Origin of the sequence: Nonomuraea sp. NPDC049709, from assembly GCF_040674815.1 — a bacterium.
Classification (GTDB): Bacteria; Actinomycetota; Actinomycetes; order Streptosporangiales; family Streptosporangiaceae; genus Nonomuraea.
On the sequence record NZ_JBFANM010000010.1, the window covers coordinates 123,603 to 138,532 of the forward strand.

13 protein-coding genes are annotated in these 14,930 nt (G+C 68.1%); 4 read left to right on the top strand and 9 right to left on the bottom strand.

The annotated features are described in order from the left end of the window. The first annotated feature begins 11 nt into the window (after positions 1–11). Positions 12–1,163, top strand: coding sequence for an FAD-dependent oxidoreductase (locus AB0J69_RS12400; RefSeq protein WP_364116004.1), 1,152 nt, complete (start codon positions 12–14; stop codon positions 1,161–1,163). A 187-nt stretch (positions 1,164–1,350) separates the two neighbouring features. On the opposite strand, the gene AB0J69_RS12405 is transcribed toward AB0J69_RS12400, so the two are convergent. Next, the gene (locus AB0J69_RS12405; RefSeq protein ID WP_364116007.1) at positions 1,351–1,920 is read right to left on the bottom strand and encodes a helix-turn-helix domain-containing protein; all 570 of its coding nucleotides are present in this window, start codon (positions 1,918–1,920) and stop codon (positions 1,351–1,353) included. A gap of 132 nt (positions 1,921–2,052) precedes the next feature. Here AB0J69_RS12405 and AB0J69_RS12410 point away from each other — a divergent pair, with 132 nt between their 5' ends. Next, the gene (locus AB0J69_RS12410; RefSeq protein ID WP_364116010.1) at positions 2,053–2,964 is read left to right on the top strand and encodes an alpha/beta hydrolase; all 912 of its coding nucleotides are present in this window, start codon (positions 2,053–2,055) and stop codon (positions 2,962–2,964) included. Here AB0J69_RS12410 and AB0J69_RS12415 read toward each other — a convergent pair whose 3' ends face one another. After that, positions 2,965–3,288 (bottom strand): hypothetical protein, encoded by a 324-nt coding sequence (locus tag AB0J69_RS12415; protein ID WP_364116013.1) that lies wholly within the window; start codon positions 3,286–3,288, stop codon positions 2,965–2,967. It lies immediately after the preceding gene. A 24-nt stretch (positions 3,289–3,312) separates the two neighbouring features. Between AB0J69_RS12415 and AB0J69_RS12420 the strand changes: the two genes are divergently transcribed. Continuing rightward, positions 3,313–3,474 carry a hypothetical protein gene (locus AB0J69_RS12420; protein WP_364116016.1) on the top strand — a complete coding sequence of 54 codons (162 nt, stop codon included), beginning with the start codon at positions 3,313–3,315 and terminating at the stop codon, positions 3,472–3,474. A 119-nt stretch (positions 3,475–3,593) separates the two neighbouring features. On the opposite strand, the gene AB0J69_RS12425 is transcribed toward AB0J69_RS12420, so the two are convergent. The 3 genes from AB0J69_RS12425 to AB0J69_RS12435 all read right to left on the bottom strand — a co-directional run bounded on the left by AB0J69_RS12425 (position 3,594) and on the right by AB0J69_RS12435 (position 5,489). Next, positions 3,594–3,944: a hypothetical protein gene (locus tag AB0J69_RS12425; protein WP_364116019.1), complete on the bottom strand. Its 351-nt coding sequence runs from the start codon at positions 3,942–3,944 to the stop codon at positions 3,594–3,596. Further along, positions 3,941–4,117 (bottom strand): hypothetical protein, encoded by a 177-nt coding sequence (locus AB0J69_RS12430; protein ID WP_364116022.1) that lies wholly within the window; start codon positions 4,115–4,117, stop codon positions 3,941–3,943. Before AB0J69_RS12430 ends, AB0J69_RS12425 begins: the two co-directional genes overlap by 4 nt. A gap of 730 nt (positions 4,118–4,847) precedes the next feature. Continuing rightward, positions 4,848–5,489, bottom strand: a complete 642-nt coding sequence (locus AB0J69_RS12435; RefSeq protein WP_364116025.1) for a hypothetical protein — start codon at positions 5,487–5,489, stop codon at positions 4,848–4,850. A 502-nt stretch (positions 5,490–5,991) separates the two neighbouring features. Between AB0J69_RS12435 and AB0J69_RS12440 the strand changes: the two genes are divergently transcribed. Further along, positions 5,992–8,427, top strand: coding sequence for a PEP/pyruvate-binding domain-containing protein (locus tag AB0J69_RS12440; RefSeq protein WP_364116028.1), 2,436 nt, complete (start codon positions 5,992–5,994; stop codon positions 8,425–8,427). A 234-nt stretch (positions 8,428–8,661) separates the two neighbouring features. Here the strand turns inward: AB0J69_RS12440 and AB0J69_RS12445 are convergent, their stop codons facing one another. The 4 genes from AB0J69_RS12445 to AB0J69_RS12460 all read right to left on the bottom strand — a co-directional run bounded on the left by AB0J69_RS12445 (position 8,662) and on the right by AB0J69_RS12460 (position 14,813). Next, entirely contained in the window at positions 8,662–10,560 is a 1,899-nt protein-coding gene (locus tag AB0J69_RS12445) for a CocE/NonD family hydrolase (RefSeq protein WP_364116031.1), read from the bottom strand. 435 nt (positions 10,561–10,995) lie between these two features. Continuing rightward, a complete protein-coding gene (locus tag AB0J69_RS12450; RefSeq protein WP_364116034.1) occupies positions 10,996–11,625 on the bottom strand; it encodes a DUF1707 domain-containing protein in 630 nt (209 codons plus the stop codon). A gap of 217 nt (positions 11,626–11,842) precedes the next feature. Then, positions 11,843–13,195: a serine hydrolase domain-containing protein gene (locus tag AB0J69_RS12455; protein WP_364116037.1), complete on the bottom strand. Its 1,353-nt coding sequence runs from the start codon at positions 13,193–13,195 to the stop codon at positions 11,843–11,845. A gap of 409 nt (positions 13,196–13,604) precedes the next feature. Beyond that, on the bottom strand, positions 13,605–14,813 hold the full coding sequence (locus AB0J69_RS12460) for a cytochrome P450 (RefSeq protein WP_364116040.1): 1,209 nt from the start codon (positions 14,811–14,813) through the stop codon (positions 13,605–13,607). Between the last annotated feature and the right edge of the window lie 117 nt (positions 14,814–14,930).

Consider the following 14,930-nt stretch of genomic DNA (forward strand, 5'->3'; position numbering starts at 1 on the left):
AAGGAACCTTTATGCGCGCCATCATCATCGGAGCAGGCATCGCCGGGCTGGCCGCCGCCCTGCGACTGTCCCAGATCGGCTGGGACACCCTCATCATCGAACGCGCCCCACAGCGCCGCAGCGGCGGCTACGGCGTCACCTTCGGCGGCATCGGCTACGACGCCGCCGAACGCATGGGCATCCTGCCCGACCTCCACAAGCGTGCCTTCGTCACCGAGGAACTCGTCTACCACAAGCCCAACGGCCAGCGGCGCTTCTCCCTGACCCGCGAGAGCATCTCCGCCACCATGGGCCCTCGCTCGATGAACATCCTGCGCGGCGACATCGAAACCGTCCTGTACGACAAGGTCCGCGACACCACCGAGATCCGCTTCGACACCACCATCACCGCCGTCGACCAAGACGCGCACACCGTGCACGTCACCCTCAGCGACGGCAGCGTCGAACACGCCGACCTGCTGATCGGCGCCGACGGCCTGCACTCGGCCACCCGCGCCCTGGTCTTCGGACCCGAGGAGGACTACCTGCTCGACCTGGAGCACATGGTCGCCGTCTACATGCTCGACAAACGCCCGGACGCGATCGCGCCCGGCACCACCGGCACCCTGTCCTCGCGCGGCCGCACAGTCGCGGTCATCAGCGTCGGCGACGGACGCAACGTCGCCTTCTTCGGCTACCGCACCGACCGCGGCACCGGCACCCGCGCCGACGGACCCACCACAGTGCTGCCACAGGTCTACGGCGACCTCGGCTGGATCATCCCCGAGGTCCTCGCCGGCATGGCCACAACGGACTCGGTCTACTTCGACACCATCAGCCAGGTCGTGGCCCCCACCTGGAGCCGCGGCCGCGTGGTCCTGCTCGGCGACGCCGCCTGGTGCGTCACCCTGTTCGCCGGCTACGGCTCCGCCCTGGCGGTCGGCGGCGCCGACCGGCTCGGCACCGAACTGGAGCGCCACCCCGGCGACATCGGCGCCGCCCTGGCCGCTTGGGAGGCGGCGTTGCGGCCCGAGGTCGACAAGAAGCAGAAGCTGGGCCGCCGGGTCAAAGGCGTCTACGCCCCCGCCAACCCGCTGCTGCTGTGGCTGACTCAGCTTCCGCTGCGCCTGGCAGCCCTTCCGCCGGTGCGTCGGTACATGACCCGCCGCTTCATCAAAGGCTGAGTGAAGCCGCCGGCGGCGACCGCTCTGCCGGGGGTCCCTAGCATAGAGCGGCCCCCGGCTCAGTGGCGGGTGGCAGGCGACGGCAGGTGCGGCGGCTGCCACCGCCAGGTGACGTTGCCGCCGGCGGCGATGCCCTTGGTGATCTTCTATCGGAATCGCGCTCGTTTACGAGAAGCCGTGCACGGACTCAGGGGTGGTCGTCAGCCTGCTGGCCGTTCCTGTGCCGCGGTGATTCCTCCGTTGGAAAGAGGATCATGCTCAGAAGGTGAGGGCTGCGGTCCGGCGCGGGCCTGTTGCCCGCCCTGGAGGCTAGGACGTCGCGCAGTTCGCCGATCATCTCGGCGAGCTCGCTCGGGGTGAGCCAGATGGTGCCCTGCCGGTAGCCGACGGAGTCGGCGGTCGGGTCGGCTCCGTCCCTGTCGAGGTAGGCGTTGAACTCGGCATGCAGGGCGGCCATGGCGGCGGCGAACCCGTGACGGTGCTCCTCCAGGGACATCGACGCGGCCATGCCGGCGTCGATCCCCGCGTGCTCGCGGCGCAGCCGGTAGTGCCGTTCGACGGCGCCGTGCACGCGCTGCTCGTCGACGACTTCCAGCACTCCCGCCTCGGCCAGCAGGCCGACGTGCCGATACACCGTGGTCTTGGGGGTGTCGGGCAGGCCGGCGCACAGGTCTGACGTGGTGCGGGTGCGACCGCCGGACATGGCGTGCACGATGCGCAGCCGGACCGGGTGCAGGAGCAGTTCAAGGGTGTCCACGGCTCTACGATCCCATATCTGGTACCGTTCCTAAAATTGGGAATACAGATGCCGGTGGCATGGCGATGGGTGGCGGCCGAGAGGCGCACTCGCGTCTCCGCCAAGCCGGCGCTGACAGTGAAGGAGCCAGCGATGCACCGTCAAACGGCCGAGACAACGCCGCCAGTAGGACGGCACTACCAGGTCAGGGATCGGAGACTGTTCCTCCACCGATCGGGCAGCGGGGGCCCGGCGGTGGTGTTCCTACCCGGGGCCGGTTCATCCGGGATGGACGGCTTCATCGTTCAACAGCGGGCCGCTGAACTCACCACGAGCGTGCTCTACGACCGAGCCGGAACGGGGTGGAGTGACCGGGCCGCGCTGCCTCGCACCTGCGCCCAGGTCACCGACGAGCTGCGCGAGCTGCTGCGGGTCGTCGGCATGCCCGCCCCCTACCTGTTGGTCGGTCATTCTCTCGGCGGCCTCTACGCACGCCACTATGCGCAGCGTTTCCCTGACGAGGTGGCGGGCCTGGTTCTGGTGGAGCCCGAACATGAGGACTACGACTCCTACATGCCCAAGGAATTGAACGAGCTGTATCAGGCATGGGACCCCGACGAGGCGGTGCCTGACGATTTGCCCGACGAAATCATCCAGTTCTACCGCGCCCTGTTCGCCCGGGAGATGGCCGACTGGCCGGTAGAGATCCGCAAGCCGCTGATCGAGCGTCATGTCAGCCCGGAATGGCTGAAGATCGGCGGCCAAGAGGCGGCCAACCGTTACCAACTCCATGATGAGGTACGCAACGCGGGACCGATGCCCGACGTCCCGCTGATCGTCCTCACCGCCACGGCGATCGACCCCTTCAAAGAAGCGGTCAGCCAGGGCATACCTACATCGCTCCTCCACGAGGAGGCCGAAGCCAAGACGCGGCTCTACACCGCGCTGGCCACATCGGTTGCGCACGGCGAGAACCGCGTCATCGACGACGCCGGACACCTCTCCGTTATATTCCGCCGTCCCGACGCCGTTCTTCAAGCGATTCAAGACCTCCTTGGCAGCTGATCAGGACAGCGGCTCCACGGCAGCGTCGATCCAGCCCAGAGCTGCCTGAAAGGACCTTTCCTGACCTTCGGCACCCATGGTCAGAGGTTGAGCAGGAAGGCAGGCCTGCGGTATCCGGGCCCAACTGCATCGCCGGCGCGGCGCCTGCCACCGGGTGTTGAGCCGGCCATACCGCATTCGGCTCACCAAGCGGACGTGCAGCGTCTCCGGGGTGTTGTCGGCCGCGTCCCTGCTGATCGCCAGACTGCTGTGCCGTACCGACAGCTCGTTGGCGTTCACCACCATGCCCGGCGCGAGGATCAACTTTACGTTGCCGCCGCTCACCCGCAGCTCGATGAGCAGCCGGGCTTGGACGTCGTGATCGCCTATCTGGCGCAGGCCGATCCCGGCTACGACGTCGACCCGGGTATCCGGGAGACGGCCTCCGCCTTCGCTGTGGCATCCGCGTTCTCGATCCTGAGGCCCTCGCCGCCTACGGCAGCCTTGCCCCTGAACGCCAGGATGCGCTGACGGCGGGCCTTGCCGGTCTTACGGCGCGCATGACGGTGACAACACCCTTCACGTCACCGACGAGGAGGGCGTCGTCCAGGCGGTACAGGATCTGCTCGGCAGGGCGGACACCGCGTGATTCAGCCGGTCCGGCCTGCCACAGCAGCCGGTTTCCGGTCGCTCCTGGCCTCTCTGGACACGCGGAAACGCATCCGGCACACCACCGCGTCGGTACGCCGCCGCAAGGCCCGGGCCAGCACCGCGCCGCGCTCGTTCTGGAGCATCCACTGCCAGGCATGCTCCGGCTCGACCTCGGCGATGAGCACGAACACCTGCGGCTCGGGCACCCGCGCCAGGTAGGCGAGCAGCGGCTCGTCGAGCCGCCGGCGCACATCAAAGAGCTGGACCCGCTCCACGCCCGGGTTCCAGCACTCCCACTCCTCGACGAACGCACGCGCCTGCCGCTCGTCCTCGGGGTGGGTGACGTTCACGGCCACCACCCGGTCCCCAACGACAACGCCGCCGCCAGCGCGTCGCGGGTCAGCCGGGTGACCGCATGTACCGGCACGACCACCAGCGAGCGGCGGGGCCGCGGCGGTGTTGGGGTCTTACCCAACTCCAGCCGCGCCCCGATGCACGCGTACGAGCGGTTGACCCACTCCATGCCCGCCCACCAGCAGCGGCAGCGCCACCACGATCAGCCAGCCGCCTTCGCCGAACTTCAACGCCGTCACCACGACCGCCGCTACGAACGTCAGCAGCGCCGAACCCGTTCAGCCCGGCCCGCCACCGCCACCCGGCGGGCCGGTCGGTCAGCCAGTGCCGGACCATGCCGGCCTGCGACATCGTGAACCCGACGAACACCCCGATCGCGAACAGCGGCACCAGCAGGTTCATCTCACCCCTGGCGACCACCAGCAGCAGGGCGCCGGTGACGGCCAGGAACGCAATGCCGCAACTGTGGACGTGCCAGTCGCAGCACGGTCACCCCGTCCGCTGGGGCGATGGCGAACTGCGGGACGGTCTGCGCAGCGGGGATGTGTTCGGGCTCACGCCGTTACGCCGACGCGGGCACTTACCTGTACACCCCTGAGCAGTGGGAGGCCAAACGGGCGGAGTTCTGCCAGCTGGTCCTCAAACCGGCTCAGGCGGCCGAGGCGATCGAACAGGTCAAGGAGCAGCTCCACCGGGCCCTGGAGGATCTAGAGAAGACGCTCGCGAACGCCTCCGCGCAACCGCGGCGTGTGGACGGACACCAACGTCGCCAGGTAGACGGACACGACGAACCCGGTGGGCGGTCACGAGATCTCCTGGAGAGCGGTCATCAGGACGCCAGACCGGCGGTCAGTTCGGACGCCGCCCCGGCGACGATCAAGCCCTCAGCATGGCCTGACTTATGACTCCGGCACCCCCTGGTCTTTTCCTTCCGGCGCAGCTTGCGCGCCCTCCTGTTCCACCACCGTGTAGCCGACCGACTGAACAGCTATGGCCACCACGGCAGCGACCAGAATCCCCACCCCGGCGATCGGCGTGATGTGCCAGAAGCCGGCGGCCACCCCGATGAATCCGGCCCCGAAAGCCGCCTGTCTCGCGAACTGGACGAACTTGGATGTGGCCTCACGCCGTCGGTACCTCTCCTGGCTGTTCACCAGAACAAGGGCGGCGAGGATCGGAATGGCCACCGAGAAGGCGACCACGCAGATCGTGGCGGACAGGTCCGGCGCCTCGGTCAGGAACGGCTGCATCATCACGATGCCGATGGCGATCAGACCGCCGTACATCAGATTGTGCTGGCGCAGGGATTCATCCCGCTGCGCGACGGCCCGCAGTTTCCACTGCTCCTCCAACTCGGCCGCCTGCCGGGCCCACACCTTTTCATCCCATTCGTTCTTTTCCACGGACACCATGATGTCGAAAGTCCATCTCGCCCGCCGCACGATCAGGCTATTGCCGATCAGCAGGGCCGCTGGGCCGATGGGCCCCGCTTTCGGTCGCCCTGTTTCTACGTACCACTCAACCCAAATGGTCAACAGCATCGGAGGAGCGACCAGCCGTCGTGAACTCATCACCAGGCGTCTGGCCGAGCGGCTCCGGCGCTGTTACTGTCGATCCTGGAGCGCCGGGAAGTCTGGTCGGCAACGTCATATCCGACCGGCTGCAGAGGCGTCCTCATGGCGAACAGTCCCGCCGTTCTCATCAGTGGCCCGACCAAGCACGACGCCAAGTCCACGCGCTGGACGGGCTCGACCTCACCGTACAGATCGGCGAGGTGCACGGCTTTCCTCGGCCTGAACGGCTCGGGTAAGACCGCCACACTATGCATCCTGTTCGCTGCTGCGCGCGGTCTTCGGCCACGCCGAGCTGCTCGGCGGCGATGCGCAGGGTTCTCCTGACCGAGCAGAGGGGTGCGCTCCTGCGAAAGGTCCGGGACGTCCCGGTCAACGTGCAGACGGCGATGTGGAATCACTTCACGGATGAAGAGCGGGAGGTCGTCCTCCGCTCACTGGAGATCTACGCAAAGCCCGCGAGGAGGAAGGGATGCAAGTGATCCATCTGTCTGAGATCGACTCCTCCATGATCGATCTGGTGGGCGGCAAGGCCGCCGGACTCGGCGAGATGATCAAGGCGGGTGAGCGCGTCCCGGACGGCTTCTGCCTGACCGTCGAGTCCTACAAGTCCAGAGATCTACCGGAGAGTGAGCTGATCGACGCCTATGAGCGGCTCGGCGGCGGGCGCGTGGCCGTCCGTTCCAGCGCCACCGCCGAGGACCTGCCGGACGCCAGCTTCGCCGGCCAGCAGGACACCTTACTCAACGTCGAAGGCGCCGGTCCCCTCATCGACGCGGTCCGTAGGTGCTGGGACTCCCTGCACACCGAGCGCGCCGTGGCCTATCGCGCCACGGTGGGTATCGAGGACGCCGCCATGGCCGTGGTGGTCCAGCGCATGATCGACCCCGTGGTCGCCGGTGTGCTGTTCACCGCCAATCCGATCACCGGCTGCCGCACCGAAATGGTCGTCGACGCCGCCCGCGGGCTGGGCACCGCCATCGTCGACGGCACCGTCGTCCCGGACCATTACGTCCTCCGTCACCAGGCGCCGGCCGTACCGAACGACGACGGCTGCCTCGGCCAAGAACAGCTCGAAGAGCTGCGTGACACCGGCCGGCGGCAGCAGGAGCACTTCGGCTCGCCGCAAGACATCGAGTGGGCAATCGATGCGGCCGGCACGCTGTGGTTGCTGCAGTCCCGGCCGATCACCACCCTGTTCCCGGCCCCGCCGGACACCGGCGACACCCGGCTCTACCTCGAGTTCGGTCACATCCAAGGGATGCTCCGGCCGGCCACACCGATGGGGGTGTCGCTGCTCAAGACGGGTTCGGGCATGTGGTTCAAGGCCATGGGCGCCACGATCGATCCGCGCGATCCGCTGCCTCGGCTGGTCCCGATCGGCGGGCGGCTCTACTTCGATCTGACCGATTTCCTGCGCAACAAGTCCATGCGCAAGCGGCTGGGGATTTCTCTGCAGGTGTACGGCCCGCGGGTACAGGGCGCTGTCCAGCGCATGCTGGACGATCCGCGGTTTGCCCCGCGGCGCGGCCTGCCCTTCCGCCTCGGCAATGCCGTGAAGATGACGCTGCGGCTGGCGCCGGATGCGATCGTCGGCATCGTCCGGAGTCTGGCCAGGCCGGACGCCGCCCGCGTCCGGGCCTATCGCGCCCTGAGCGAGATCAGGCGCCAGACGACGACGCCGGCCGAGCCGGCCACGCCGGCCGAGCGGCTCCGCTGGGTGATCGAGGACTCCCACAAGGCGGTCATGGGTCCCGACATGATGCGGCTGGTGTGGCCGCTGATGGCCGGAATGATCGCGGGCTCGGCACCGTCCGGACTGCTCCAAGGCGTCGCCGACGACGAGCTGGACATTGTCCTCGGCGGGATGCCGTACAACGTGACCACGGAGATGGACCTCGCGCTCTGGAAGGTCGCGGTGAACGCGAGGGAACACCGCGACCTGTTCCTCAGCACCCCGCCGGAGGAACTCGCCGCGAAGTACCGCGCGGGAGACCTCCCCGACATCGGGATGGCCGGCTTCCTCGACAGGTACGGCATGCGCGCGGCCGCCGAGATCGACGTCGGCATGCCCCGGTGGGAGGAGGCCCCTGCTCCCCTCTTCGCCACGATCGCCAACTACCTTCGCGTAGACGACCCAGAGCAGGCGCCCGACCGGCGGTTCGAGCAGGCCGCCCAGAAGGCGGAGAAGATGATCGACACGCTCGCGCGGCGAGCGCGGCGCCGGAGACCTGTACGTGGCCGGCTCGCGACGTTCTTCATGCGCCGCTCGCGCAAGCTCACCGGGCTCCGGGAGATCGCGAAGTTCGCCTGGCTGCCGGCGATCCTGGCCGCGCGGCGCCAACTTCTGCTCATAGGAACCGACCTGGCCGCTCGCGGCCTGCTGGAGCGCGCCGACGACATCATGTTCCTCGATCTCTCCGAGGCCCGAGCCGCCGTACACAACGGAGCCGACCATCGGGACCTGATCGCGGCTCGCCGCGCCACCTACGAACGGGAGCTGCGACGGCCCACCGTCCCGGGAGCCCTCCTGTCCGACGGGACCGACGTGGAAGCGCTCGCCCCACCAGGACCCGTGGAGGATGGGGTGCTGACCGGGATGGCAGGTGCCGCCGGCCGGGCGACCGGCAGGGCGCGGGTGATCCGCGACCCAGCAGGCGCGCACATCGAGCCAGGCGAAATCCTCGTGGCCCCCACGACGGATCCCGGCTGGACCCCGTTGTTCATGACAACGGCGGGGCTGGTGACCGAAACTGGGTCGCCGGTGGCACACGGCCCCACCGTGGCCAGGGAGTACGGCATCCCAGCCGTCATCTGCGTCCGCAACGCCACCCACGAGATCAAGACTGGACAGCTGATCACGATCGACGGGACCGCCGGCACTGTGCGGGTAGAGAAGACCGACTGACGGCCATACCGATCGCGGTCGCGGTCGCCGGAGTGCTCGTACCCGCCGCGATCTACCTGCTCATCACTGGGGGATCGATCCTGGCGCGATCCCCCCTGTGATCGTGGTCTTCGCCTTCCAGCGGCATCTCGTGTCCGGCTTGTGGTGACAGGTGCCGGCAAGGGATGCCCGGGACATCATGTGTAGGGTCGTGGCCAACGTTGGCCGCGACCCTACACATGGTCGATCTTGCTGTTACTTGATGGCCGTGCCGTTGACCAGCGGCAGCGAAATCGACGTTCCGGCCAGGTCGATGGTGACCTTGGCCCCGGTGCCGGGTTCGACGTCGGTGCCGGTGCCGTTGCCGGTCTGGTCGAGGTTGAAGTCGTCGTTGGTTCCGGTCAGTACCAGGCCCAGCCGGTGCCCCGCCTTGAACTCGTAGTCCTGCGGCAGCATCTTCCAGGTGATCTGATAGGACTTGCCCGGCGTCAGGGGTGCCTGGCGGCTCAGCGACTTGTGGTTTTGCGCGTCCAGGATTCCTCGGGTGACCACGTTGAGGCCGGAGGTCGCCGTGTTGTCGCCGGCCCTGAAGTAGCAGCCGTCGTCATCGGCCGTGCTCTCGCCGACGCAGTCTTCGCCGCCGATGACCTTGAGGCCTTCCGAGGACGTCGCAGTCTTCTCGCGGTAGTTGATGCGGGTGTCCTGGCCGTAGTCGACGAGTAGGACGCCCAGATTGGCGGTCGGCTTGTCCAGCTTGACCTTCAGGCTCACCCTCGGCGTTCCGGACAGCCGCGTCGCGTTCTTCAGCGGCGGGGTCAGGAAGGCCAGCCGGTGCGGGTTCGTGGTGGCGGGGTCGGCGGCCATCGCGATCTCGGTCTGGGCGGTGTCGAGGTAGCTGCCGGTGCCGGTCGAGGGCTTGCGGCCCAGGGAGCCGTCCTGCTGCGGCCGCAGGGTCGTCGTCCGTGCCGGCGCCGGCCAGTCGGCCTGGGTGATCCAGCGGCCGGGGCCGAGCTGCACGTCGACGAGGGGCTGGCGCATGATGTCGTTGGAGACGCCCATCAGTTCGTGGTCGAACCACTTGTTGAGGGTGTTGAGCCACACCTCGCGGCGGGCCCAGAACGGGTCGAGGTGCCCGTACTGCGTCACCCACGCCTTGCGCTGCACCTTGCGGGGCAGCTTGGCCCACCACTCGGAGAACTGGCTGCCTACCACGTTGCGGTCCTGCATGCCCATCACCGCGAAGACGCTGGCGCGGATGTTGCGCGCCTTCGAGATCGGCCCGGTCCGGTAGTTGCGTTCGTTCCAGTAGGCGTTGTAGTTGCCGGTGGCGTCGTCGGATTCGGCGTCCATCCACTGGCGCACCGCCTCACACTTCTCCGCCGGATCCTTGTCGACGTGCTCGGACTGCCACCTCGCACCACCCTTGAACCAGGTGAGAACGCCGTTGGCGTGTCCGTTCTCGTATCCGCTGGTGTACGCCGAGAGCGGCACGATCGTCTCCAGCCCCTGTACGCCAGTGCCGGCGACACCGACGCCAAGCGCTCCCTCATACGAGTGGCCGATCATCCCGGTACGCCCGGTGGTCCAGGAGGCTTTGACCGGATTGCCATTGTCGTCATAAGCGGACGCCCGGCCGTTCAGCCAGTCGACGACCGCCTTGCCGCCCAGCACGTCGGCGGCGCCGTAGGAGGTCGGACAGCCGTCGGACAACCTAGTGCCGATCATGTCGACGGACACGAACGCATACCCGCGGGGCACGAAGTAGTTGTCGTAATACATCGGAAACTTCGTCACGTTCCCGTTCGCGTCGTACTTCTTCTTTTCAATCTCGAAGCCGACTCCGGGGTTGTCGTAATACGGGCTTTCCTGCATGATCACCGGGACCTTGAGCCCGGAACCGCTCTCTTTCGGCCGGATGATGTCCACCCGGACCAGGTCCTTCTTGCCATCGCCGTCGCTGTCGACCGACGACTGCACCCGGACGTGCTCGCGGATGGCGTCCTTGTAGGAGAAGACGGGCTGCGTGAGCCCGCCGGAGATTTTGATTTCCGGCTTCGCCGTCGCGGATGCGGCGGGAGCGCCGGCGATCACGAGCGTGGTTGCGAGTGTGACTGCGGCGAGGAACCCTCGCCGCTGCGACTTGAACATGTGCATCCCTTCTAGAGTCGACTGCCGTCTCAGTGACGCCATTTTGACGTCACTATGGCGCCATTCCAACGTCATGGTGGCGCAGGCTGTGTTTGGGTTTGCCGGTGCGGACCTGCTCGTCAGATCAGCGGGATCGGCGGCGGTCGGCGAAGCATGCCGAGGCGGCGAGTGCACCAACCGGGGCGGCGGCAAGCTCCTGTGGTGCCTGCGAATGGTGAGCAGGCCGTCGCCGGCCAGGTCCTGGCGCACTGACGAAGCTGTCCCCAGCGTCGCGCCGACGGCCACTGCCGCCGACGCGATCCAGGGTCTACGGAATGAGCAGGAAGAACGGTTCGTCGGCGGCGGTGCCGTCGTTAACGACAGGCCGTAACACGGCGGCGCGCCCGCACCACGCGCGAGATGACAGCGCCCGGACACCGCGGTATCCGGGGCCCTACAGCGTCACCGGCGCGGCGCCTGCCACCGGGCGTTGAGCCGGCCGTGCCGCATTCGGCCTACCAAGCGGACGTGCAGCGTCTCCGGGGTGTTGTCGCCCGCGTCCCTGCTGATCGCCAGACTGCTGTGCCGTACCGACAGCTCGTTGGCGTTCACCACCATGCCCGGCGCGAGGATCAACTCCACGTTGCCGCCGTTCACCCGCAGCTCGATGACCAGTTCGGGCGCGCTGCGCACCGCGCTGGTCAGGTCCAGCATCACCTCGCACCACGCGGTGCGCAGCGCCAGCCGGTGCGGCAGTGTCCACCGGCCGTCACGGCGCACCGTGCCGTGCCGCTCCTTGATGGTGAGCAGTTCGGCGGCCGGCTCGGCCGGCGTCCCGGCGAGAGTCAGCGTGAGTGCGCCGTCGCTGCTTGGCGCCGCGATCAGATCGGTGATGAGCGGGGTCAGGGCGTCAATGGTGCGGGCGGACAGCGCCGCGTCCAGCCGCTCGTCGAACTCGACCGGGTCGAGCCGGCCGTCGGCGACGGCGACGCGCAGCACTTCGGTGACCCGGTCACGGTCCTGGTCGGACGCGCGCAGCGCGGGTGAGCAGGACTTCTCAAGACCCTGCACGTGGACCTCCTGTGTCGTCATCGGGGTCTCTCTTCGTAGAGCCCGGGCGCTGTCACTCGCAGAACACCGCATGTCCCGCCAGCCGGATGAGCCCGGGAGGCGCGCTGTGGGGGCACCGGGCAAGCCGCAGCCGGCGGCCGTTCCAACGGCGATCGCGTACCGTCACCAGGCGCGGGATCATCAGGACTTCTCCAGCTCTGCCGGCGCCTTCTGGAGTTTCCTCACGGGAGGACTGTCGTCATCCGAGGCAGGCCCGGACGGCCTTGACCAGGTTCGCCGCGCGCGGGTCGTCGGGCCGGAAGTTCCAGAGGTTGGTGACGTAGCCGAAGCCGACACCGGCACCGGGGTCGGCGAAGCCGCCCGATCCGCCGGAGCCCGGGTGGCCGAACGACCCCGGCCCCACCAACGGCATCGGCGGGCAGGATCGCCAGAACCCGAGCGACATGTTGAAGGAGCGGTCAGCCGGGAGGTTCAGCCCCGGCGGCAGCCCGTGCATCGGCGTCTTGTCGGTCTGGACGACTGTCATTTTCTCGATGGTTGGCGGATCGAGCAGCCGTATCCCGTCGACGTCGCTGACCGTGGCGGCATACATCCGCGCCACCGATCGGGCGTCCGCGAGCATGTTCGCGGCCGGGAACTCAGCCGCGCGCCAGGCACGCGTCGAGGGATAGTCGGAGGTGTTGTCCAAGGCGCCGCCGAGCTCGCCAGCGCGGGCTTGAACCGAGCCGGGCGCCCACACGGCGTTGACCCATGCGGTGACCGTATCCGCATCGAGCCCGGTAATCGCGATCAGCCCGGCCTTCAGCTCCTCCAGGCTGAACGGAGCGGCGTAGTGGATCCGGGCCACCCGTCGCTCCTCTTTCTCGGGCAGCCCGATCCAGGCGCTCAGCCCGAGAGGGGCGGCCACCTCTTCGGCGAAGAACGTGCCGAGTGACTTGCCGGTGATCCGGCGCACGACCTCCCCGACCAGAAACCCGAACGTGACGCTGTGGTAGACGTGCTCGGTGCCCGGCTGCCACAGCGGCTTCTGCGCCTCGAGCGCGCGGATGACCGGGTGCCATGCGCACGCCTGCTCGAACGTCAGCGGCCCGTCGACAATCGGCAGACCGGCCTGGTGCGACAGTAACCAGCGCACCGGGATCTGCTCCTTGCCGGCCGCGGCGAACTCCGGCCAGTACTGCGCCACCGGGGCGTCCAGATCCAGTTCACCGCGCTGGACCAGCATGTGGGCACAGATCGCGGTGGCGCCTTTCGTCGTGGATGCGACCTGGACGATGGTGTTTCTGCGCCACGGTCGCTTCGCTTCGCGATCGGCCAGGCCGCCCCACAGGTTGACGACGGGGCGGCCGCCCACGTAGACGCTGCACGCCGCGCCGACCTCGCCAGGGTTTCTGAAGTTCGCGCGGAACGCGTCGGCGACCTTTCCCCAGCCGTGCTCGACACCGTGCTCGACATCGTCACCACCACCGCTCACGGAGGCGTTGGCGCGGCCGGTCAGGGCGGCGAGCGCGCCGGCGCCCAGCACGCCCCCTAATACGGTCCGGCGCCCGACGTGTCCCTGTTCGGGTGCCCCGCTTGTCGTGTCTCCCATGCTCTGACTCCTTTTCTAGAGAGCTGAAACTCAGGGATTTGAGACTTCTGGCGATGACGTACGCCCGGATCGACCGGGACGGTCCGCGTTGCTGGATCGGTGCGGCAAGAGTGGTGTGCGAGGAGCCCGAGCAGGTTTTGTCGAAGGGCGCACCCGGCCGTCAGCCCCATGCCGTCGTCTCGCTCCGGCTCGTACTGGGTGGTGCCGCTCAGGGGGAGGCCGCTGATGAAGCCTGTTCCGGCGGTTCGAGCGCGGCACGAGGTTCGCGTGAGTCGCGGTGAATTCGCAATGGACATCCCGACCTGTGGAGGAGTGCGGGATGGGACAGGCTGGTCAGCATCGCGCGAGGGATGCGTAGGCGGTGAAGCGTCCGGCCTGTACGAGCCCCTCGCCTGTCATCGGTTGGTGGTTACGCGTCCCAGGTGACCGGGAGGCTCTTGACGCCGTAGATGTCCGCAATCTCCGGGCGCAGGGCGACCTCGTCGGCTGGTACGGCCAGGCGCAGCGTGGGGAAGTGATTGAGCAGTGCAGGGAGCGCGACGCGCATTTCGACGCGGGCGAGCTGCTGGCCGAGGCACTGGTGGATGCCGTGGCTGAAGGCCAGGTGGCCGCCGTCCTGCCGGTTGAGGTCGAGTACGTGGGGGTTGGGGAAGCGCTCGGGGTCGCGGTTGGCGGTGTTGAGGGACAGGATGACCGTCGTGCCGGCCGTGATGGTGTGGCCGCCCAGTTCGATGTCCTCCAGCGCGACCCTGTGGAACTGCTTGGCGACGCTCAGGTAGCGCAGCAGCTCTTCCACGGCCTGGTCGGTGAGGGCCGGGTCGGCGCGCAACGCGGCAAGCTGGTCCGGGTTCTGCAGCAGCGCGAAGGTGCCCAGCGCCAGCATGTTCGCGGTGGTGTCGAACCCGGCCGACAGCAGGATCAGGGCCATGCCCTGCAGTTCCTCGTCGGTGAGGTCGCTGTCGAGCAGGTCGCTGAGCACGTCGTCGGTGGGGTTGGCGCGCTTGGCGGCGACAAGTTCGGCGAGGTAGGTCTGGGTCGCGGTGTAGGCGGCGATCAGCTCCTCGTCGCTGACCTCTCCGCCGAGGAACTTGTCGATGTTCTCCTGGAAGCGGCCCCGGTCCTCGTACGGCACGCCCAGCAGTTCGCAGATGATGACGGCGGGGATGGGCTTGGCGAACGCGGTCACCAGGTCGGCCGTCGGCCCGGCCTTCTCCATCGCATCCAGGTGCTCGGCGGTGACCTGCTCGACCCGCTCGGTGAGCAGCCGCATCCGCCGGACGGTGAACTTGCCCACCAGTGGTTTCCGGTAGCGGCTGTGCTGTGGCTCGTCCATGAGCAGGAACTCGCCGGGCGGCGCCGGAGGCACCTCGATGTCGCCGTAGTCGATGGTCGGGTGGTGGCGCATGAGCTCCTTACGCGAGCTGAACCGCGGGTCGGCCAGGACCGACCGGACCAGGTCGTAGCCGGTGATCAGCCAGCCCTGGTGCCCGTCGGGGAAGGGGAAGCGGCTGATCGGGCTCTGCTCGCGGGCCTCGATGAGCTCCTTGGGCGGGTCGAAGGGGCAGCCGGGCTGACGCTCGGCCGGCATCGTCGTGACGGTGTGGAGGGATTCAGTCATGGTCTTTCCTTGTCTCGCTATAGGAGGTGTTGTGTGGAGCTCGAAGGGGACGCCTCCGCCCGGCGGCGCGAGCGAGCCGAGGGGATTGCTGTACGTGTTCAGGGCAACCGTGCCGCG